The 21,420-nt window shown below is 49.0% G+C and carries 17 protein-coding genes; 8 read left to right on the top strand and 9 right to left on the bottom strand.

The window, feature by feature from the left end; translation table 11 throughout:
* Positions 1–4: 4 nt before the first annotated feature.
* Together ACN0YH_RS17380 and ACN0YH_RS17375 are read right to left on the bottom strand one after the other, a co-directional pair.
* Entirely contained in the window at positions 5–1,459 is a 1,455-nt protein-coding gene (locus ACN0YH_RS17380; RefSeq protein ID WP_417380844.1) for a pectate lyase, read from the bottom strand.
* Between the two features lie 44 nt (positions 1,460–1,503).
* A complete protein-coding gene (locus tag ACN0YH_RS17375; protein ID WP_417380843.1) occupies positions 1,504–3,618 on the bottom strand; it encodes an FAD-dependent oxidoreductase in 2,115 nt (704 codons plus the stop codon).
* Between the two features lie 289 nt (positions 3,619–3,907).
* Between ACN0YH_RS17375 and ACN0YH_RS17370 the strand changes: the two genes are divergently transcribed.
* Positions 3,908–4,387 carry a hypothetical protein gene (locus tag ACN0YH_RS17370; RefSeq protein ID WP_417380842.1) on the top strand — a complete coding sequence of 160 codons (480 nt, stop codon included), beginning with the start codon at positions 3,908–3,910 and terminating at the stop codon, positions 4,385–4,387.
* 19 nt (positions 4,388–4,406) lie between these two features.
* Here ACN0YH_RS17370 and ACN0YH_RS17365 read toward each other — a convergent pair whose 3' ends face one another.
* Positions 4,407–4,952: a gamma-glutamylcyclotransferase family protein gene (locus ACN0YH_RS17365; RefSeq protein WP_417380841.1), complete on the bottom strand. Its 546-nt coding sequence runs from the start codon at positions 4,950–4,952 to the stop codon at positions 4,407–4,409.
* Positions 4,953–5,379: 427 nt separating this feature from the next.
* On the opposite strand from ACN0YH_RS17365, the gene ACN0YH_RS17360 reads away from it, so the two are divergent.
* From ACN0YH_RS17360 to ACN0YH_RS17340, 5 genes are all read left to right on the top strand, one after another.
* Positions 5,380–7,392: a PAS domain-containing protein gene (locus ACN0YH_RS17360; protein ID WP_417380840.1), complete on the top strand. Its 2,013-nt coding sequence runs from the start codon at positions 5,380–5,382 to the stop codon at positions 7,390–7,392.
* A gap of 102 nt (positions 7,393–7,494) precedes the next feature.
* On the top strand, positions 7,495–8,535 hold the full coding sequence (locus ACN0YH_RS17355; RefSeq protein WP_417380839.1) for a TauD/TfdA family dioxygenase: 1,041 nt from the start codon (positions 7,495–7,497) through the stop codon (positions 8,533–8,535).
* 129 nt (positions 8,536–8,664) lie between these two features.
* Positions 8,665–9,171, top strand: a complete 507-nt coding sequence (locus ACN0YH_RS17350; RefSeq protein WP_417380838.1) for a YbaN family protein — start codon at positions 8,665–8,667, stop codon at positions 9,169–9,171.
* A gap of 257 nt (positions 9,172–9,428) precedes the next feature.
* Positions 9,429–10,352: a TIM barrel protein gene (locus ACN0YH_RS17345; RefSeq protein ID WP_417380837.1), complete on the top strand. Its 924-nt coding sequence runs from the start codon at positions 9,429–9,431 to the stop codon at positions 10,350–10,352.
* A 93-nt stretch (positions 10,353–10,445) separates the two neighbouring features.
* Positions 10,446–10,820, top strand: a complete 375-nt coding sequence (locus ACN0YH_RS17340) for a DUF2237 family protein (protein WP_417380836.1) — start codon at positions 10,446–10,448, stop codon at positions 10,818–10,820.
* An 85-nt stretch (positions 10,821–10,905) separates the two neighbouring features.
* On the opposite strand, the gene ACN0YH_RS17335 is transcribed toward ACN0YH_RS17340, so the two are convergent.
* The 4 genes from ACN0YH_RS17335 to ACN0YH_RS17320 all read right to left on the bottom strand — a co-directional run bounded on the left by ACN0YH_RS17335 (position 10,906) and on the right by ACN0YH_RS17320 (position 14,941).
* On the bottom strand, positions 10,906–12,111 hold the full coding sequence (locus ACN0YH_RS17335) for a PQQ-dependent sugar dehydrogenase (RefSeq protein ID WP_417380835.1): 1,206 nt from the start codon (positions 12,109–12,111) through the stop codon (positions 10,906–10,908).
* A gap of 136 nt (positions 12,112–12,247) precedes the next feature.
* Positions 12,248–13,450 (bottom strand): NPCBM/NEW2 domain-containing protein, encoded by a 1,203-nt coding sequence (locus ACN0YH_RS17330; protein ID WP_417380834.1) that lies wholly within the window; start codon positions 13,448–13,450, stop codon positions 12,248–12,250.
* Between the two features lie 33 nt (positions 13,451–13,483).
* The gene (locus ACN0YH_RS17325) at positions 13,484–14,581 is read right to left on the bottom strand and encodes a prenyltransferase/squalene oxidase repeat-containing protein (protein WP_417380833.1); all 1,098 of its coding nucleotides are present in this window, start codon (positions 14,579–14,581) and stop codon (positions 13,484–13,486) included.
* Positions 14,582–14,692: 111 nt separating this feature from the next.
* Complete coding sequence (locus ACN0YH_RS17320) at positions 14,693–14,941, bottom strand: hypothetical protein (RefSeq protein WP_417380832.1); 249 nt, start codon at positions 14,939–14,941, stop codon at positions 14,693–14,695.
* A gap of 455 nt (positions 14,942–15,396) precedes the next feature.
* Here ACN0YH_RS17320 and ACN0YH_RS17315 point away from each other — a divergent pair, with 455 nt between their 5' ends.
* A complete protein-coding gene (locus ACN0YH_RS17315) occupies positions 15,397–16,212 on the top strand; it encodes a phosphoribosylformylglycinamidine synthase subunit PurQ (protein ID WP_417380831.1) in 816 nt (271 codons plus the stop codon).
* A gap of 222 nt (positions 16,213–16,434) precedes the next feature.
* Here the strand turns inward: ACN0YH_RS17315 and ACN0YH_RS17310 are convergent, their stop codons facing one another.
* Positions 16,435–17,655: a 2-isopropylmalate synthase gene (locus tag ACN0YH_RS17310; protein ID WP_417380830.1), complete on the bottom strand. Its 1,221-nt coding sequence runs from the start codon at positions 17,653–17,655 to the stop codon at positions 16,435–16,437.
* Positions 17,656–17,997: 342 nt separating this feature from the next.
* On the opposite strand from ACN0YH_RS17310, the gene ACN0YH_RS17305 reads away from it, so the two are divergent.
* Positions 17,998–19,794, top strand: coding sequence for a cation:proton antiporter (locus tag ACN0YH_RS17305; protein WP_417380829.1), 1,797 nt, complete (start codon positions 17,998–18,000; stop codon positions 19,792–19,794).
* Between the two features lie 85 nt (positions 19,795–19,879).
* On the opposite strand, the gene ACN0YH_RS17300 is transcribed toward ACN0YH_RS17305, so the two are convergent.
* A complete protein-coding gene (locus ACN0YH_RS17300; protein ID WP_417380828.1) occupies positions 19,880–21,337 on the bottom strand; it encodes a Gfo/Idh/MocA family protein in 1,458 nt (485 codons plus the stop codon).
* Positions 21,338–21,420 lie beyond the last annotated feature (83 nt).

The following is a 21,420-nucleotide window of genomic DNA, read 5'->3' as shown; positions in this document are numbered from 1 at the left end:
AGATTCAATCGGCATTGAGTAACTGCAGATAGGTACTTAGCGTCTGCAGATTTTCGCTGAAGACCTCACTGGCGATGTACTTGCGGTTGACTGGAAATTTAGGCTGTCCCACGAGACGCTCTCCGGTACTGGTACTGATCCAGCGTGCTTGAGGATCCAGGTTTTTCAAAATGGTTTTAACCTGAGCCGATAGTTCACGCTGACTCGCTTTTGTGGATGGCTGTTTACCCGCCTTGAGTAAATTATATTCCCGCTGCAGTTGAGGAAGTTTCGATTTAATTTTCCAGCCATAATGACGAGGCAGATCTGCATCATCATACGTCAGACTGTAGTTTTTTCCACTCCGCGTCATATACAGTGGTCGGTTTGTTTTGAGTTCATAGTAGCGGGCCAGTTGGCCATTCGGGAGTTGGGATTTTTTCAGCCAGGCCAAAGCCTGTGGAATCGGTTCCAGGTATTTCTCATCACCCCCACTGAATTGATAGATTTTCATCAGTGTTTCGATGACATCCTGAGTCTCGCCTCCCGTCACTGCTGGCGGCTCGAAGCGGCGCGCCCAGATGGGCTGCATTTCATAGTTGTACTGTTGCGCCCAGGCAGGTTGAGGCTGTGGCAGTTGTGATGCAATCAGAAAATCCCCCAGTTTTAAGACAGCCTGTTGATATCGAGGGTCCTGATAAATTTCGTATGCTTCGATCAGTGCCCTGGTAACATAACCGGCTGATCCGTCGTTCAATGTATAATAATCCCAGTAATTCTTGATTCGCCCTTCGGTCCGCCAGTCGTAGTCTGGGAAGTTCCCTTTTCTGGGTTCCACTTTTTGTACCGGTTCAGTCCAGACCTGGGGAAAGGCACCAACCGGAAACTGGGCTGCGAGTAAAGCATTCAATGCGATCTCTGCCGCTTCGTGAATTTTCTGATTCCGAAACTGGTGAGCCTGATCGACGTGAATCAACAGACGAATCGCGGACTGAGTGATGCCATCATCGAGTGTCGAATGATTACGCCCCCTTCCTTTTCCATTCCGATATTCAGCAGTCAATTTGCTTTTCGGATTAAAATCTATCGAATTCGTCCACCCGCCGGACTTCAATTGTCCATAAACCAGGGCCAGGGCAGCGTCAGTGGCAGCATCAAGATAAAACGAATCTCCCGTGGCCCGGTAGGCTGCCAGATATGCCAGCCCAACTGTCGGAGTTCCCGGAGGCTGTACCCAGATCTGATCCGGTCCGGCTTTTCCTTCCCCCCAGCGTTCCCGCAGATCCAGGCTGTAGTAATAGACATAGCCCCCCTGAACGGCTAGGTCGTTACGAAAATATTCACTCGACTTCCGCATGGCGAGTGAGACATTTTCTTTCGAATCAATCTCAGCGGCGGAGACCAGCCGATCCTCATAACTGATTAACATCGCCAGAGTCAAACACAACAGAAACGGTAGACCGATGCTTTGCCTTAACACGACTGGCTCCCCTAAATCGATTTTGAGGTAAGAAAACAGCTTGATTACTTATTCACAGGAACCCACTGAACCGCATCGATAATCACATAGCCATCGGCACCTGCATTTGATACTTCGACAACCGCCGGTTGATTCGGCGTGAAATCATACTCCCCCAGAGAAACAAACAGTCCCTTCAGCGGAGGCAGTTTTTTCTGGTTGATCGTGTGGTTTTCTGTTCCCTTTGCATGTTGCAGTTTTACGTTCACCTGAGAGCTTCGATTCCCATTTGGGGTATAAGCATAACGCACTTCATAGCGTCCTGCCTGAGGAACTTTCGTTTCAAATCGTGCAATCGCTTTTCCATCGCGGGTGTTGGATTCGTGACTGTAACTGGAACCAATAAACTTTTTAGCGGAACGGCTGGTAGTCCAGGCACCGGTGAGCTTTGCCTGGCTGTCATCCAGAACGATTCCTTTCAAGGTCGCAGGATTTACTCCATTCTTTCCATACTTCACCTCAGGAGGCGCTTCCAGAACCTGTCCTTCCTTGATGAGTTGTGCTTTCAGAGTTGCATAAGGTACGTCCTGCACATCCAGGTTCTGATCGAGGGCGATTGCTGCTGCTGTTGCTGCGGAATGCCCCAGAATCATAAACACCGGTTCCATGCGAATCGAACCAAAGGCAATATGCGAACTGGAAACACAAACCGGTACCAGTAAATTTCCGCATTCTCCTTTTTTCGGAACCAAACTCCCGTAGGCAATTTCGTAGGGTCCATGTGTTGAAACTCCGATATCACCCTCGTTCTGCACGTATCCCTCCGGAGTCACGTACCGCTGCACGTTATGTGAATCCATGGTATATGACCCCATGCCTACGGAATCGGGTGTGGGGCGTTTTTTAACGAGTTCATTTTCCGTCATCACGTACTGGCCGATCATGCGGCGCGCTTCGCGGATATAGAGTTGATGCGGCCAGTTGCCGTTATCAGTAAACTCATCTTTTGCCAGTCCCCACTTGCGCATTTTTTGCTGGACTTCCCTGGGGACACGTGGATCATTGGCAATAAAATAAAGCCAGCCCTGCTGATAAGTGGTGTGTTCCTGAATGATTTCTTTCCGGCGTTCGTAAGAAGCTTCCGGGTAATCATAATTGTAACCGATGTTGTCTGTACTCATTGGGCCGTGATTGTTCGTATCCGTTTTGAAATTCGGAATCGGATCGAACTTGGCAAAGGTGTCTCTCCAGCCAGCATTATAAATTCGCAGCATCAGTTCATACTGCGCTGGATCGTATCCCTCAGGCTTAGGGAAGGGAACACGGTTCTCCTCATGATTCGTCAGGCACATGCGAAAACAGTATGCCTGGATTTTGTCATCACCAGAACCATATTTTCCGGGATCAGCGCCACTAATGCGCGGGAGTAAACCGCTGGCAGGATCGCCGGGGGTTTTATAAGGACTGATTTTTTGTTTGACCGCATTTGGACCGAAATGATGCCTGTGATGCAACACTCCCGTCTGGACGCCATTCCACTCTTCGCCATACACACTGGTTGCTTCACGTCCAACATGATAGTTCACCCCGGCGGCGGCCAGGAGATCCCCTTCATAAGTGGCATCGATAAAGATTCGGCCTGCAAATGTTTTCCCGCTGAGGGTCGTGATGGAACTGATTTTATCAGCTGTTTTACGCACCCCCTGTTTGCGGTCCAGCCATTCGTCACGATAAACGGGGATCTGATTCTCTTTCACAAATTCTTCAAAGACCTGTTCAGCCACATGCGGTTCGAAAATCCACATCGTCCGTTGCTTACCATCAATCGCAGGAGTCCCCTGCCCTTTATCGCCATACTGTTCACGTTTCTGCCACTTCCAGGCCTGAGGGGACTGATAATGTTTCCAGACTCGATGATAGAACTCCCGCGCCAATCCACCAATGACGGCTTTATTACCGGTATCTGTCCAACCCAGGCCGCCACTGGATAAACCACCCAGGTGTTGATCAGGACAGACAATCACAACAGTCTTCCCCAGGCGTTTTGCCTGAACGGCAGCTGTGACTGCTCCAGAGGTACCGCCATAAATGACGATATCATATTCCTCTGCTGCAGAAACGGTTTGTGTGATCAATGCCAGGCCCAGGCAGCCCACGATGATTAGACGAACGAAATTCATTGGTCGTATTTCTCCAGGTTGTTAAACTCACAATTTCTTTTTCAGGTTCAACTCAAATTGAGGCCTTCATTCTACAGCAGAGTGAAACCAATACAAAGCAAGAAACAGGCCCTACATCTTTGTTACCGCAGGAATCTGATTTGACAGGAAGACTAATTAACAGATCACCTGTTCCATATTTTTCTGATTTCCTGATTGCTCTAGATGGGAGTGTTTGATTTAATTCCCGGTCAAGCTTAAGACATACTCTTTACATCCCTCTTTTCTATTTAATCCCCCCGAAACGGCTATGACAGAAGAACTCACCGCTTACCACGAAGCAGGACATGTCCTGATTGCCGTTTATGCAGGCGCCCGGGTGCATTCTGTAACCGTAGATCCTGACTGGGATGATGGGCCGGAACGTTTTGGCGACGCACAGATTTCCTGGCCTGAAGGAGCATTCAATCAAAAATCCGGCCTTGAAAAAGCAGTACTGGTCGCATTAGCGGGACCCGTTGCAGAAATGATCCATACGGGAGACCCGTTTCATCCGGCACTCGTATCAGAATGGTCGGGTGACTGGCAGCAGGCGTGGCAAGCAGCCGCTGCCCTGGTTCCACAACGCAAGCCACGTATGCAATATCTTGAGCAACAGACCATCAGCCTGTACCACCTGCTAAGAGAAGACTCTTACTGGTCGGCAATTGGAGACCTGGTCGATCAGTTACTGGCACACGAGACTCTGGAAGAAGAAATGATTTACGAAATCATTTCTCACTGGCTGTGAATAAAAGTCTTTCCGAAATTCAATCTGCCTGCTTCGATTCAAACGACTTCCGGAGTTCCCTCAATAAAATCTGTTGGTGTGTTGCCCGTTCGCTGTCTGGATCTTTGATCATATTGACAGCATGGATCATTTCCCGGTACTCCACTGGGAAGCCATGGTAGCAGACCCCGTGAAACACAAATTCATGGTACCAGTCAAAAGGTTGTAACTGAGGGTCAATGTATTCAGCCATTGCCTGATAGGTAAATACGGGAAGACGTTGGTCGTCAGCTGACCTGACTTCGGTATGGAGAATTTGATACCCTCTTCCCAGCGACTCGCAGTGATCGAGTAATATTTTTTGTTCCGCGGTGATCTGATAAACAACGCCCCAGACCGTTGAGCCAGGCTGAGCAGACTGCACGATGTCACATTTTCCCGAGTCATCCAGACCCACTTTATGAAAACAGAGTCGCGCCCCTTCCAGTTGTGCCACAGATTGCACCTGACACGCCCCAATCCTGGCCTGCAGCCGGAGGGGATGAAGGTTTGATCCGTAGGCAAAATAATTAAGAATCTGCTTCATCAACTGGCCCCTTGAAAAGTTCAAAAACATACCACCGTATACCGCTAAAACTCAAGGAGTATTCACAGATTTGCACCCTGGCATTTTAGTACACTAATCTCACTGATGGCCAGTCAGATTGAGGAGGGGAATACTCGATATAGTAAACGTCACGTAACGTTTGATTCCTTTAATTAATTCAATTGTTAAATCGGTTCGGATTCCCGTATTTTTTGCCTTGAAATCAAGTGTAATACCTCACGATTTCTGCAAATTGAGAATCGTATCCCCACCTGAGTACGTTCAATCTGAGGTGATTACTTTTATTAAAACTCCTTTACTTGCTGCCAGCTTCCGGAATTTAAAAAAGTCAAGATATACCCAGGTTTATACGAACTTTCAGAGTGATAATAAGTAAGTAACGTCAAAGCTTTATCAGGAATTTCAAATGACATCTACCCCCACATCAGAGCCTGTTCAGAACAGTTGGAACCAAAGCTTGTTGATCTGGACTATAAATTCAGAGCAGCAGTTTGATCTGTTCAATCAGGCATGGCTGCTGTTCACAAACAGTACGCTCGAACAGAATCTCAATGACGGCTGGCAGCAGTTCATTCATCCCAATGATTTGAATGGATTTCTGAAGTCCTGTCGAGATGCATTCGCGGCTCGAGCAGCGTTTCAATGTGAATATCGACTGAAACGATCTGATGGACAATACCGTTGGTTCCAATGTCATGCCGAGTTACGCCCCTCTGTTTCCAATGAGTTTTCCGGCTATATCGCAACCAGTATCGATCTACTACGGCAGGATCAGCAGATCGAGTCTACCAGAAATATTGAAAAGCATCTGGAGGGGCTGCTGAACTGTTCCTATCACGGAGTCTGGGACTGGATTGATCTGAAATCCAAAGAGCAATGGTGGTCCCCACGCTTTTATGAGCTGATTGGATACCAGAACCAGGAAATCGATTCCAGCATGGCTACGTTGAAACTTCTTCTGCATCCTGATGATGTTGATCATACATTTCAGGCAATTGAAGATGCTTTGATTAAAAACACCCGCTTTGATCTGGAGTACCGTTTGCGAATCAAGGGTGGCGCATACCATTGGTTTCGTGGTTATGCCAGTGTCTTGCGTGATGAATCCGGTCAGGCAATCAGAATGACAGGATCAATGACGGATATCCAACGCCGTGTACAGGCGGAAGAAGAATTAAACTATTCAAGACAGGAAGCGAATCAGGCGAAAGCGGATAAAAATAACTTTCTGGCAATGATGAATCATGAAATCCGTACCCCTCTCACTGCCATTCTGGGCTTCTCTGAAATGATCCTCGAATCAGCACAGGACCCATTTACTCAGACTTCCGCTGAAACCATTCATATCAATGGGGAGTATCTGCTGGATACGGTCAATAATTTTCTGGATCTATCGAAGATCGAAGAAGGCCGGTTTGATCTGGAGCTACTGGAATGCTCTCCCAACACTGTAATTGAAAATGTTCGAACACTGATGAGTCGAAAAGCAGAGCTCAAACAGTTAAAACTCAATGTAGCATTTGAGCAAGAGCTTCCAGAAACTATCAAGTCAGACCCGATTCGCCTCAAGCAAATACTGTCGAATATTCTGGGACTGGTAATTAAAATCACCGAAAGAGGAAACATCGATCTGAATATCAGTTCTGATTCCAATCCAGAAGGAAAAGAACTCCTGTTATTCAAAATCAACTTCGAAAATAAAAGCTTAAATATAAATCATATAAATCAATTAAAGCAGCTCCTGTCCAGTTCTCAACTGGAAGGGCACGCTTTGCCAGATTTAGGTGGAGGAACGGGGTTGGGACTGTTTGTCTCTAAGCAACTGGCAGCAATACTGGGAGGACAGATCTCAGTTTATCACCAACCAGGAGAAGCTTCTCAGACTTCGATTTTACTATCAATCGCCACAGGAGATCTCAGGCGTAAAAATATTGATCAGTATAATTCTGCCAATTTTATCCGCGAAATTAAAACGTCTAAAGTGAATTATGATCTGCTCAATCAAAACAGTCGTATTCTGCTGGTTGAAGACGGCATCTACAATCAACGCCTGATCAAATTCTTATTAAGCAAAGCGGGGGCTGAAGTAAAGGTTGTCGAACATGGTCAGCAGGCACTGGATGAACTGCAGAAAAATGAAATGCCGGATGAGGATATCGGTGCCGAGTATGATCTGATTCTGATGGACATTCAAATGCCGGTTCTGGATGGATATACGACAACACGCCGACTACGGTCCCTGGGATTTATGAAACCCATCGTCGCTTTAACAGCCAATGTCATGCCAGGCGATCGTGAAAAATGCATAGCAGCTGGTTGTAATGAATATCTTAGCAAGCCCATTGACCGCAGGCGGCTTATTTCTGTAATCAATCGCTGTCTGCAAAAGGAAAATAAGAAAAACCTGATTATGCAATAATCGACTGGAAATGCGCAGGCAACTTTTCTCCCATGAATCAATCTGTTAAAATCAGCCAAGACATACCTCTGTTGATTTTGATTTCAAAGGAGATGATTCAGCGTGAGTGACCTGCAGGCTGCCGACGATCTACCGACCGCGTTTTCTCTACCGGCAGCCTGGAAGGGCAATGAATTATTCACCCGGGACGACTGGCGTGTCACATTATCCCAATCTCATCGGGACGACCTTCAACAGGCGCTTGATGCCATCTCTCTGGAAAATCTGCAGCCGGAACAAATCACCCCGACCCGATTTCCCCTCCCCCATCTGGGACCTGTTTTACGAGAGATCCAGCAACAGTTGGAAACCGGTTCAGGGGCCTGCCAGTTACAACGCCTGCCGGTAGAGAACTATTCTGCTTCCGAGTTAGAAACCCTGTTCTGGCTGATTTCAGTTCACCTTGGTACTCCGGTATCGCAAAGTGCCAGCGGCGAAAAAATATTTCACGTGCGGGATGAAGGTTATCAGGTCGGGCAGAAAGAAGCTCGCGGTCCCAACACGCGAAAACGCTTAAGCTTCCACACAGACCGCTGTGATGTCATCGGTTTTCTCTGCCTGCAACAGGCAAAGTCTGGAGGAAATAACCAACTGGTCAGTTCCGTTTCGCTCTTTAACGAAATGCGTCTGCGTTTTCCGAAACTGACGAAAATCCTGATGCAGCCCTTTTATTATCTCCGGCATAATGTCGATGCAGGAAATCTGAAACCGTTCTGTCAGCAACCCGTCTTTTCTGTTCAGGAAGGACATTTTGCCGGCAGTTTTCTGCGGGTATTAATCGATCGAGCTTATGCTTCCCCGGAACTCCCCGATATGACTCCGCAACAACGGGAGGCATTGGACCAACTGGAAGCGGTAGCGGAATCTCCCGAATTGAGCGTTACCTTTCAGCAGGAACCTGGTGACTTACTCTTTCTGAATAACTGGGTCACATTTCATCGACGTGATGACTTTGAAGACGCAGAGGAATTACATTTGAAACGGCATTTGCTGCGCGTCTGGTTAGCCGTTCCCAACAGTCGCCCCCTGAACCCGCTGTTTGCGGACAATTATGGTAACACTGCGGCTGGCGCCGTCCGCGGAGGCATGTTGCCTTCCCGTTGAATGGATCCCAGTCGTTTTGCGGGATCTGCCTCAATATGAGTTCTGGTGTTTCGGTCTTGTGACAAATCGGGATTCAGTTAAAATCCAGAGTCACTTACTGTTTCATGTCCCATTCAGATCTTGGATCACATGCTTCGTAATTCGCAGCCGCAAAACGACCTTTCCAGTAAACCTGATCAATCCGATCACGCGTTCGAGCGCATCGCCCTGGATGAAATTCATCCTGAATTTCTCGATACACTGGATCAAGCCACCGTTCCCACTGTCACCGGCGTTAAAAAAATCATCTTCCTCATTCTGGCGGCCATGTTTTTTGTGCTCGGTGTCCTGGGAGTTGCTTTACCTGTTCTGCCAACCACACCCTTTCTCTTACTCACCAGTTATTTTCTGATCAGAACCTCCCCGCGATTAAATGCAGCGCTACTGAAGTCGCCTGTTCTCGGTCAAGTACTCAAAGAATGGCAGCAGGATGGGGGCGTACGTCTGAGCGTCAAAATTCAGGCGATCTCGATTGTGATCCTCGTCGTTACAGCTACATTGCTGCTTTCTCCGCTTTCGATTCTGCTGAAATGCCTGCTGGTATTACTGGCTGGCATTGGAATCGTAGTCGTTATTCGACTCCCCGGACTCATCTGAAAAATACACGCAACAGTACACTGGATATCCTGTCCCAGCACCCTGACCGACTCTTGCATGTGTCAGCCGATTCCATGTAAAATCGGGTGCATCCCCAGTCAATATTGGCTAGAATGATTTCTGCGATCAACTTCCACTCGAATCCAGAATTTATTCGTGTCTCAATATTCCTGAATTCGATTCTCAATATATCAGTGCATGACATCATAAATTGAGACGCATACCAGCATTTAAATCCACATCAAGGAGTTCAGCAGATGCAACGTCGAGATTTCCTGAAAAGCAGCATGGCAGCAGGTAGTGCCGCCATCTTAGCCGGGACTGCTGCGCAAGCCGCAGGAGAAGACGAGCCTAAACCGTTCCAGCTCAAATACGGTCCCCATTTCGGTATGTTTAAAAATGCTGCCGGCAATGACCCCATTGATCAACTGAAGTTCGCTGCCGACCAGGGGTTCACCGCCTGGGAAGACAACGGCATGAAAAAGAAACCCAAAGAACTGCAGCAGCAGATCGCAGATACGATGGAAAAGCTGAACATGGAGATGGGTGTATTCGTCGCCCACGGATCAATCGGCAAAACGACTTTTACCCGCAAGGATAAAGACGTCTGGAATTCCGTGCTGAAAGATATCAAAGATTCCGTAGAAGTCGCTAAGCGAGTCAATGCGAAATGGATGACCGTCGTTCCGGGAAATCTGGACGAAGGTCCCCGCAGTCGACTGGCTGAAGGCTATCAGACTGCTAACGTGATTGAATTACTCAGACGCTGTGCAGACATCTTTGAACCGCATGGAATGGTCATGGTTCTGGAACCATTAAACTGGTTTGCCAATCATGGGGGAGTTTTCCTGCAAGGTTCTCCCCAGGCTTACGCACTCTGCAAAGCGGTTGACAGTCCTGCCTGTAAAATTCTGTTTGACATCTATCACCAACAGATTACCGAGGGTAATCTGATTGTGAACATCGACAACAGCTGGGATGAGATTGGGTATTTTCAGTCCGGAGATAACCCGGGTCGCAAAGAACCGGGAACCGGCGAAATCAATTACCTGAATGTGTTCAAACACATTCATTCTAAAGGCTTTGATGGAATTATTGGTATGGAACACGGAAATTCCAAACCGGGTAAAGAAGGCGACCTGGCCGTCATCGAAGCATATAGAGAGGTAGACCAGTTCTAGAGCGCATCACATTTAAGTATAGCATCTCTCAATCGAATGTATTCGGGGCAAACAGCCTTGGAAACGCTACAATAAAACTGGACACAGTCTAATATGACTTTGAAAAAAGCAAAAAACGTTCTCGGAACAGAATTGGAAACCTGCTCGATGGATCCTGTCACTGGATTTTATCGCGATGGCTGCTGCAATACCGGCGGATCCGATGTGGGGCTGCATACGGTGTGCATTGAAGCGACTGAGGAATTCCTTGAATTCTCGAAAGAGCGTGGAAATGACCTGAGTACCCCCCATCCCATGTACGATTTTCCGGGCTTGAAACCGGGGGATCGCTGGTGCCTGTGCGTCGAACGCTGGAAAGAAGCGCTTGAAGCCGGGATGGCTCCCCGTGTCAAACTGGAAGCCTGCCATATTTCGACTCTCGAATTTGTCGATCTCGAAGATCTGCAGGAGTACGCCGTCGAAGTCTGACTTTTCTGAATTACTGTTTCAGACAAAAAAAACCACGGAGACCATGATCTGGTCTGCCGTGGTTTTTTATTGAAGTATAAATCACTTACTTCGCCTTCAGCATGAAGATTTCACTGAAAGAAGAAGAGAGAAACATTTCGCCATTCTGATCCGTCCCGAAAGTCATCATCGGGATACTGGGAGATTCAATCACATGGTTAGCAGTCACCTTTTTATTCTCGGCATCATAGTTCAACGCCCAGAATTTGCCGGAAACATAATCACCATAAATGTATGCTCCCACGATGGCGGGAATCGCTTTACCGCGATAGACAGAACCACCCGTGATCGATTTGCCGACTTCATGATTGTATTCCCAGATCGGCTCTATCAGATGTTTACGAGGCTCAACGCCATTCAGACCAAACGGGTGCTTCCCTTCACGAACTGACCAGCCATAATTTCCACCTTTGACAATCAGATCGATCTCTTCCCAGATCCCTTGCCCGACATCACCTGCCCACAGCACACCGGTTTTCGGATCAAAGGCAATTCGCCAGGGGTTGCGTAATCCATATGCCCAGATTTCCTTGCGGATGGTCGGGAACGTTGCTTTTTTTCCATCTTCAAACGGGTTATCTTTGGGAATCGCGTAGTTTAATCCTTCCGACTTATGATCCACATCGATCCGGCAGATACTTCCCAGCACGCTGGAAAGATTCTGACCGTTATGAAAAGCATCTCCTCCTGCTCCCCCGTCGCCAAAAGCAATATACAGCATACCGTCCGGCCCAAAAACAACTGTTCCGCCATTATGATTCCAGGCGGGTTGTGCAACACGCATCAGAACTTCTTCAGAATCGGCAACCGCTTTATCAGGATCATCTTTAGAAACTCGAAAACGCGAAATCACAGAATAATTATGCGATTTACCGGGCGTGCTGTAGTAGACGAAAAATTCACCATTGGTTTTGTAATCGGGATGAAAAGCCAGTCCCAGTAAACCTTCTTCGTTTTTCTTATCGTGGTACGACACCCGTTCCGAAATATCGAGGAACAACTTGCCTTCTTCCAGATCTTCATCTTCCGGCGTGTTCGGAACAACAAATATTTTCCCTTTTTGCGCGGCAATAAACAGACGGTTCGAATCATCGCCTGCATGGGTAATCACGATCGGCCGATCAATTTTCAGATAGGGAAATACTTTCACAATCTTCACAGGCGCCGGAGAAGTATCGACCTGTTCTTCAGCAAGCAACGATGCAGAAAAACACAGCATAATCAGAAACAGCAGTGTAGAAATGGATTTCATTAGATGTCTTCTTTGTAATGGTTTGGAATTAACAGGTGGGACAATCATGCGAAGCTCTCAACCAGAATAGATAAAACTGTTCCATGATGCTACTGATTGACAAGTCAACTTTTGCGTGAGATACAGAATAACGAATTCACTGTTTCTGCAGCAGAAGCGGGCGCAGCCAGTTCACATGATCATCGATATCAGCATTCTTACCAAACTCGACTTTCAGAGTCAGTTTCTGAACGCCAGTGACATCAATGCGCGGGACTTCGACCAGCCGCCTCTCGTCATCTGAAATCGACTGATGCAAGACAACCCGTTCGTCTACCACAATCAGCACTTCCACATCTCCCCGCCCGGTTGCGGAATCATCCAGCCCGATCAGGGTCTGAAAGCCGGTATATTTACCATCCAACTGGTATTGCAGTTCGCTAGCGCTGTGCATCCCCAGGCCGGAGAAATATTCTTTTCCCTCTGTAACCAGAGGCCCTCGAATAACGTTTCGATTGCGTTGCCAGTCCCATTTTCGGTTAAAATAAGGAGTAAACCGGTAAGAGGAAGGTTCCAGTTCGGAAACTGAAACGGCTTTACCACCCCGTGGCGTAATCGTTTCGATCAAGCTTAACGGGCAAGCCAGACTGTCACCAAATACAGTTTTCGCCGAGACCATCTCCTGCTTCAATGCAAGTTCCGACACGGTAACACGGGTCCCATTCGTGAGGGTCAACACATACCGCAATTGATCAGGCTGTGGAAAATTAACCAGTTCCGGATTGAAACAGAAAAACTGAATCCCCCCGCGTGGAACCGAAGTTTCTCCTGCGTTTGAGTCAAAACGAAACGAACTCTCATCGAAACTGATGAATTCCCCCAGCAGATGATCTCCATTTTTCAAAAAGAAGAGATCGGCATTTTGCTTCGGTCTGTCTGCTTTTTTTAGCAATTCGGTACGCGTGAAACGCGATGCGGGCCAGTCAAAATAAGCAGTCGTGACAGTCTCCAGTGGTACGCGCCATTCTGGCTGCCCCGGGAGTGCAGTCATTCGTACCAGCAGAAATTCCTCTTCAGAACGAACCAGTTCACCCAGAATCCGATCATTGTTTGCTAATATCAGCATGCCTGTCTTTTTCCAGGGAAGGCGGGCATGATCCAGATCGATGCGAATGGTATCAGTGGCTGGTACAGTTTTGCTCCCCGTCTTCACCTGCATCGTCAACTGGTTCTGCTTAATTTCCATCAGCGTCCCGTTCAGTGTTTTCCCACTCACCTGCTCCAGATCTGCAGCCTGCGTCTGACTCAAAATTGTGAGTCCGATGAGCGTGTAGAGAGTAAAGAGAACGGCTGATCGCATGAGGTCACCAAGAACGATTAAAGCTGAAATATCTTAACGTTGAAAGATGGGGATATTATTCCGGGGAATCTGCAGTACGATACACGACATGGCGGTACTGTATTCGACACAGTTAGAACTGTCGGGTCTCCAACTGCCGCTGGACATCTGCCCGGAAAGAAGTTCTTCACGAATTGCCGTATACCAGCCTTCCCAGTAATTTCTGCCTGCCTGCCACATTGCCTGCACGGCGTAATATTGACCGTAGTAATAATGACTGCCTCGAAAGTAACGCTGGTTCGGCAGATGTCGCATCAGATACCCCAGTCCGTTTTCGACTTCTGGGCCTTCGTAGATACCTGCACTGTATAAGGCGACAACGCCGGCAGCGGATCGGGGAAACTCACTCTCTGCCTGACGCACCAGTTGATAGCGAAAACCGCCATCCGGGTTCTGGCTCTGTTTCACATAATCAATACACCGATCGATTACATCTTTAGAAATAAAAATCCCACAGTTTCGCGCCGCCCGGAGTGCCATTATCTGGCAGACAGTCACTGAGAGATCCGCGTCTTTGCTCTCTGGCGTGTAACGCCAGCCCCCTTTGGAATTCTGTGATTTCACAATCAACTCAACTGCTTTTTCCAGTTTCGCGCGCACATCTTTGCTGTGAGTCATCCCATAAACTTCGGCCAGAAACAACGTGGCAAAACCGTGTCCATACATTGGTCCATGAGAAATACTATCCGGGGAAATGATATATCCCGAGGGCTTACAGGATGCCAGAATGAAATCGACGGCTTTCTGCACCTGGATTCCATACTTGCCTCTGCCTGGAGTACTTCCATCCGCGAGAAATGCCATTCCACACAGTGCCGTCACCGCAACATTACTTTTAAAGGTAGTACCTGACCCAAAAGAGCCATCCGTGTGCTGGCGCTCGGCCAGAAACTGCAGTCCACGATTGACGGCAGTCCGCGTTGGCAGGGTGTAATACTTTTTCCCCTGGGCATCAATGGAACGGTTGATCTCCGCCTGTGCCATCAAGTTGGGATGTCCACCTGCGATCATCAGACCTGAAACAATTAGAAGTCTCACAAAGATGATATGAAAGACTGGCAGTTGTTCTTTGTAAATAAATCGATATCGCAAAATAACCACTGACCCTGAACAGAGTTGAAAGCATCACCTCATTTACTGCATTGTACGATATGTCAAGATAATGAAAAGCAGTAGTCAGGAAAAAGCAGGTCACGTGTCCGATTAAGGTCGGATCACTTCTGGATATTTCGAATTCCCACCCGATAATTGAGGTACGGGATGCAAAGTTTCTCCCGGACGTGGCTGAACGTAAGGCCGTGTGCGTATGGACTGTTCGATTGCCAGTCGAGACTCTGTCCTCTGTGTACTGAATTCACGCGGACGCACGACACCAGGTCCCAGTGCACTGGATGGCAAGGGATCTTCCAGTTCCAGCATTTTTCTTTCTTCCATTTTATCGCTGCGAGTCATTGCCTGACGCCCCGAAAAAACACGGGAAATCCGCGTATTAGAGGCATTAATGCAACCTGCACATACAGGCAACAGCAATGTAATCAGCAACAATCGAAAACAGGGATTCATAAAACAGAATACTCAGAAAAAATCAGGTCGGTCCTCACGTGAGGAGAATTAAGCCGGAATGGGCTCTGGGATAAGAGTGAAACTATAACAGATGCTATTGACATCGAATAGACTGATTTTTCACTCATCTGTACCCGATTCTTTGTCTTAACTTACTCGTATTTCTATATTTATGAATGTACAATCAGGATCAAGACTGGAGGAACCAGGAAAACCTGCTTTTTCGAATGCTAAGCGGCTGCTGACGCTGGAAGTAAACCCGTTTTCGGAATAGCATCCTCAGTAACGAGGTGAAATGACTTCGCGAATCGAAATTGAATTGCAAAAGGATGAATTCTGCTCTTATGTCTACTCCCCCCAAAGTTTGTGTGTTACGTGCCCCTGGCACCAACTGCGATATCGAGACAGCACATGCATTTGATTTGTGTGGAGCCGAGTCGACTCGGATTCATCTGTTAAAACTTCTGGAAAACCCCAGCCAACTGGATGATTACCAGATCCTCTGTCTGCCCGGAGGCTTCAGTTATGGAGACGATGTAGGAGCAGGCGTCATCTTTGCCAGCCATCTCCAGGGACAACTGGCTGATGTTATTGGAAACTTCCTCGCTGCCGATAAACTGGTTTTAGGCATCTGTAACGGATTTCAGGTTCTGCTCAAAGCGGGAATCCTGCCCGACGGTGCAACAGGCTGGCCCCCTCAGGCAGAACAGACCCGCGATGCCACCCTGACCTGGAACACGAATGGAAAATACACATCACTCTGGGTCAATCTGGGAGTCGTAGCTCCGCAAAACGTGTTTCTGAAGGGCATCGATCAGATTGAACTGCCGATCGCTCACGCAGAAGGTCGAATTGCCGTCAGTGACCCTGCAATTGTGGAAGGCTGGAAAGCCAATCAACAGATCGCCATGTGCTACCGGACTGCCGGAGATGCAGAAACGACACTTCAGGAAGAAATCCTCCCTTACCCTGTAAACCCGAATGGTTCTGCCTGCAACATCGCGGCCCTCAGTGATCCTGCCGGTCGTGTATTAGGACTGATGCCACACCCGGAACGATTTCTGTTTGCCACTCAGCATCCACAGTGGACCCGTCTGGGGCTCACCGGAGAAGGTGCCGGCATACAACTCTTCCGCAATGCTGTAAACTATTTTGAATAGCCTGAAACGGTAACCGGCAGGTAGTCTGCAGCGACATGCTCAAATTGTGTTCCGTTCTACGCTAGCATCTGCAGGAGTATGGGAACCGAGACAATAGCACGAGAGACACTATTGTGAAATGTGATGCCTTCTAGAGCGCGTCACATTTGACCATAGCGTCTGTCAATCTAATATACTCGGTCCAAGTGGACCTGGAGACGCTACAGTAATACTGGACACAGTCTAGCGTGTCAGCTTCATCAGCAGATCATCATCGACGAGTTCTCCCTTAGGAAGCTCTTTAATGGCCTGCAAGACCCGCTGTACTATCTGCTCATTGGGCTCTTTACCGAGTTCATGGAGCCGATGCAAAATTGCTTTTCGGCCGCTATGACGCCCCAGCACCAGCCTGATACCGGTTTCTCCAACCATTTCCGGTCTGTAAGGCAGATAAGTATCGGGGTTCTTCAACAGACCATCCTGGTGAATGCCGGCCTCTGTGGCAAAAATATTGCTGCCGGCAACCGGTTTCATAGGAGACAGGGGAACCCCGGTCAATTCTGCTACCAGCTTGCAAAGCGGTGACAGACGAGACACATCCAGATGATGGGGACGCTGGAATTCTTCCTGATGCAGGTGCAACGCCATAGCGACCTCTTCCAGCGCCGCATTACCAGCCCGCTCACCAATCCCATTCACAGTACACTGCACCACATTCGCACCGGCATCAATACAGGCCAGAGTGTTCGCCACCGCCAGCCCCAGATCATTATGGAAATGGACCGCCAGCAGCACGTTTTCAATCCCGGGTACTTCATCCTGGATCCGACAGATGAAATCCTGAGCTTTCCAGGGTGTTAAGATCCCCACCGTATCCGGAAAACCAATAGTCGTCGCACCCGCGGCGATCGCTTCCCGGTAGACTTCGCATAAAAAATCCACTTCCGTGCGGCTGGCATCCTCCGGGCTGAATGCCACAATGTCAAACTTCTCTGCCGCATACTGGATGCTGTCCACAATCAGTTTCAGTACTTCCGATTTACTTTTCTCCAGCTTGAACTGACGATGTAACGGACTCGTACCACAAAATAGACTCACGCCCCGTTTGTGAGGTGGATTCCCCGCGAGCGCCTCTTCAGCTGCATCCACATCACCGGGTAAAGTTCTGCACAAAGCCGTTAACACAGGTTTTTTGATCACCCCCACCATACTCTGGATTGCATCAATATCAGCCTGTGAGGAGGCAGGAAACCCGGCATCGAGAGAATGCACTCCAGCCGCTTCGAGGGCTTTCGCGATCTGCAGTTTTTCGATGGGATCCAGTGTCGCTCCCGGCATCTGCTCGCCATCACGAAGTGTCGTGTCGCTGAATAGAACGGCTCCCGTTCGGCGGTGATGCCTGATCACAGCCCGTTTGACTTTATTCTTGATCTGCTTCTTCGCACCGGAGAAAAACTGAAACATCAAATGCATCCATACAAAGGAAAGAGTCCTGGAATCGAATTTGCCGCCGATTATAACTCCACTTCCCATTTAATACAGCGTTAGTTTTTCTGAATCACGTGGTTTTACAACCAGAGCCCCGGACCTTGAATACTCGTCTGTTTCGAAAAGAGAGGCAAGGATCGGATGACAGGATTCAGTATCATCCCCTATAATCCTGTGCCACTCACCGCCATCAATCGACCAGATGAAATTGGAATTCCCAAATCAGTCAGTTGGCCCACCCGATCGACAGGTCTACAATGACAGGCGCGGATTGATTACCAGACACGGATGTTGTGAGAGTCCAAGGATACGCCAGCGATGTTTTATTTTCCCTGCTGCAGTTTACTGCCTGAATCTTTTTCTGTTCTCGCCGTGGCAGATGGAACCATGTGGAATTCCCTGGCAGGAATCCTGGTCCTGCTGGGGGCAGCGTTGCTACTGGGTACGATCGCCGAACAACTGAGGCAGAGCGCACTGCTCGGGTACATTGCAGCGGGAACACTGGTCGGACCAAATCTGCTTGGCTGGGTTTCGAATCAAAAAGATATCTTTGATCTCGCAGAACTGGGGGTGGCACTCCTGTTGTTTGCCATTGGCCTCGAATTCTCACTCCCCCGCCTTCGTCGACTGGGACGGGTACCGCTGCTCGCGGGTTCTCTGCAGGTCATTTTCACCCTGCTGGCCGGATTAGCGGTGACTGCCCTATTCGGCTTTTCCATCGCAGAATCCCTGGCGGTGGGAGCCATGATCGCACTCAGCAGTACCGCCTGCGTGGTTCGCATGTTGAATGATCGTGCAGAACTCGACTCTCCCCATGGACGAGTTGCATTAGGTATCCTGCTCGTCCAGGATATCGCCGTCATCCCGCTGATGTTGATTGTCACAGCTCTGCTCAACGGAGGTACTCCGGGGGAGGTTATGATCCAGTTGGGATTCTCGTTGCTGCTGGCAGCTGTCTTTGTCGTCGTATTTTATGGGCTGTTCAATTTTGTCCTGCCCCGCGTGCTAGAGCTTTCTTCTCTGCGGCGAAACCGTGATTTCCCGATTCTGCTCGCAATGCTGATGGCAGCAGGATCTGCCTGGTCTGCGCATCAGCTGGGACTCAGCCCTGCCCTCGGTGCATTTGTCGCCGGAGTCCTGCTGGCAATCTCTCCCTTTGCCACACAAATCCGGGCCGATATCCAACCGCTGAAAACGGTACTCGTCACCCTGTTCTTCGCCGCGGTCGGCATGTTCGCAGACCTGGGCTGGATCGCCGAACATTTTGGACTCGTACTGGCGGTGGTCGCTGCAATCGTCCTGGGTAAACTGGTCATTACTTTTGGACTGGCGTACCTGTGTGGTCAACCGTGGCAGTTTGCCCTTGGTACAGGGCTCTGCCTGGCCCAGGTGGGTGAATTTTCATTCGTGCTGGCGACAGTGGCCCGCGGTGAACCCGGAGTCAGCAGCATCCTCTCTGAATCGACTTTTCGCGCGATGATCGCCGCGACCATCGCTACCCTGATTCTAACCCCTTACCTGATTCAGCTGGCCCCGGGGGCAGCGGGACTGATTCGTCGTTTTTCACAGCGAAAACCAAAGCAGGCAGACGGCCTGGCAGCGCCAGCGATAATCGAAGAGGAACCTGTCTCCCAAACGGAATCTGATTCCATCATCATTCTGGGCTTCGGCCCTGCCGGTCAACGGGTCGCCGGCGAACTGCTGCAGGTAGGCTTGAAGAAAATCGTCGTCATCGATTTAAATCACGAAAACCTCCAGATCGCCAAGCAATACGGATTGCATGCCCAGTTGGGGGATGCAACCCAAATCGAAGTCCTCGAACATGCGGGACTCTACCGCACACGACTGGTGATTATCACCCTCCCCAGCCCCACGATTGGCAGGCAGATCATTCACCTGGTGCGTCAAATGGCGCCCGGAACTTCGCTGTATGTTCGCTGCCGTTACCATCTGCATCACTGGCAACTTCTGGCAGCAGGTGCAGACGTGATTGTCGATGAAGAAGAACACGTCGGCGAACGTCTCGCACAACAGTTCCTCGAATCATCTCTGTATCAGCTATTGAGTAAATCCTCGCGTGAGCCAGAAGATAAACGGGATCACCAGGATTCTTGAACCACAGTTTCCCTGCTGTAAAAAAACAGGCTCCTCTGCCATTAAGACGAAGGAGCCTGCCTATACTTATTTTCGTCAGCAAATCTTACAGATTAGCTGATGTCGGAACCACGAATGGTTTACGATACTCACGAGACAACATCGGATTTGCTTTGGAAGCCATCCCACCGGTGAAGGTTTCTGACTTGCTGTCCAGTTCCAGTTTAGGGCCCATGCTGATCACAGTGTCAGTTTTGTCGAGCTTGTTGTTGCCCAGATGATCCTGGAAGCGACCCAGTGTCTCCAGAGCTTCGCTGTCTCCCTTGAACTCGCCGGCAACTTCCTTCACAGGCATTTTTTCGCCGAGTTCGTAAGAGATGTTACCCAGATGACACAGGGCACTCGATACGTGACCTTCTTCGATATCCGCATTCAGATCACTGATCTTGCGGCTGCGAACAGCGTCTACGAAGTTCGCAAAGTGGTCTGCTGAGCCGGAGAATTTCTTGATCAGTTTTCCATCCAGGTCGAAGGCAGAAGCACTGTTGTAGGAAGGAATCACAACGTAACCATCGGTTCCGTAGAAGATCACTCCTACTTTGGCACCACGGTAGGCATCTGTTTCCAGACCACGTACTTCAAAAACCAGTCGCTTGTCGCCAAACTGGTGAATGCTGACCTGAGTATTCGCAACATCGCCGGCATCGGTGTAACCCAGTCGGCCACCATATGCCTGTACGCTGGAGCCGACGTTATCGACACCCAGACCCCAGCGGGCCACATCCATCTGGTGAATCCCCTGGTTACCCAGGTCACCGTTACCGGTTGGTGTCTGCCAGTGCCAGTCGTAATGGAATCGCTGACGAGTCAGTTGTGCCATCGGTGCAGGTCCGAGCCACAGATCATAGTCAACGCTGGCAGGAACATCGTAGTTCCCTTTGGGACCGATTGATTTACGACGTTTGTAACAGGTACCACGGGCCAGTTTGACTTCACCGATGCCACCAGCTTTAACAAACTTCACGGCGTCAATCAGACCAGGTTGTGAACGGCACTGTGTTCCTGTCTGGACAATTTTATTGTACTTGCGGGCTGCTTCTACAATACGTCGGCCTTCACTCACATTGTGACTGACCGGTTTTTCGCAGTAAACATCTTTGCCAGCTTGAATGGCCCAGATCGCTCCCAGCGCATGCCAGTGGTTGGGAGTCGCAATGCTGACAATATCAATATCCTGGTCGTCAAACGCTTTTCGCAGGTCTTTGTAGTAAGCCGGTTTTTTGTCGGTCTTCTTGTAAACATTACCTACCCCTTTCGTCATTCCGACGCTCTCGTCAGGATCGACAATGGCAACGATCTCGGTATCTTTGCGACCAGCGAAGGCATTTAAGTGAGATTGACCACGACCATTCACACCCAGCAATGCGACACGCAGTTTTTCGTTGGGGCTGCTGGACTGTGACTCGGCTGCTGACAGCTGAGGAATCGAAGTGCTCAAGGCAGCGGCACCGGCTGCAGCAAACATCGATTGTTCAAGAAATTCGCGACGTGATTGTTGAGACATCTTCTTTTTTCTCCTCAATATATATTGTCAGAAGGTAGGGTTGCACTGTGCACATTCAAGGCGGGGTCGAAACAACAGCATCG

The sequence above is a fragment of the Gimesia sp. genome (genome assembly GCF_048262075.1).
Classification (GTDB): Bacteria; Planctomycetota; Planctomycetia; order Planctomycetales; family Planctomycetaceae; genus Gimesia.
This window is presented reverse-complemented; position numbering and strand designations above follow the sequence as displayed.

Bases quoted from the DNA above. Each gene is read 5' to 3' on its own strand.
- ACN0YH_RS17375 (WP_417380843.1), bottom strand. From the start codon at position 3,618: ATGAATTTCGTTCGTCTAATCATCGTGGGCTGCCTGGGCCTGGCATTG.
- ACN0YH_RS17370 (WP_417380842.1), top strand. From the start codon at position 3,908: ATGACAGAAGAACTCACCGCTTACCACGAAGCAGGACATGTCCTGATT.
- ACN0YH_RS17365 (WP_417380841.1), bottom strand. From the start codon at position 4,952: ATGAAGCAGATTCTTAATTATTTTGCCTACGGATCAAACCTTCATCCC.
- ACN0YH_RS17360 (WP_417380840.1), top strand. From the start codon at position 5,380: ATGACATCTACCCCCACATCAGAGCCTGTTCAGAACAGTTGGAACCAA.
- ACN0YH_RS17350 (WP_417380838.1), top strand. From the start codon at position 8,665: ATGCTTCGTAATTCGCAGCCGCAAAACGACCTTTCCAGTAAACCTGAT.
- ACN0YH_RS17345 (WP_417380837.1), top strand. From the start codon at position 9,429: ATGCAACGTCGAGATTTCCTGAAAAGCAGCATGGCAGCAGGTAGTGCC.
- ACN0YH_RS17340 (WP_417380836.1), top strand. From the start codon at position 10,446: ATGACTTTGAAAAAAGCAAAAAACGTTCTCGGAACAGAATTGGAAACC.
- ACN0YH_RS17335 (WP_417380835.1), bottom strand. From the start codon at position 12,111: ATGAAATCCATTTCTACACTGCTGTTTCTGATTATGCTGTGTTTTTCT.
- ACN0YH_RS17330 (WP_417380834.1), bottom strand. From the start codon at position 13,450: ATGCGATCAGCCGTTCTCTTTACTCTCTACACGCTCATCGGACTCACA.
- ACN0YH_RS17320 (WP_417380832.1), bottom strand. From the start codon at position 14,941: ATGACTCGCAGCGATAAAATGGAAGAAAGAAAAATGCTGGAACTGGAA.
- ACN0YH_RS17315 (WP_417380831.1), top strand. From the start codon at position 15,397: ATGTCTACTCCCCCCAAAGTTTGTGTGTTACGTGCCCCTGGCACCAAC.
- ACN0YH_RS17310 (WP_417380830.1), bottom strand. From the start codon at position 17,655: ATGTTTCAGTTTTTCTCCGGTGCGAAGAAGCAGATCAAGAATAAAGTC.
- ACN0YH_RS17305 (WP_417380829.1), top strand. From the start codon at position 17,998: ATGTTTTATTTTCCCTGCTGCAGTTTACTGCCTGAATCTTTTTCTGTT.
- ACN0YH_RS17300 (WP_417380828.1), bottom strand. From the start codon at position 21,337: ATGTCTCAACAATCACGTCGCGAATTTCTTGAACAATCGATGTTTGCT.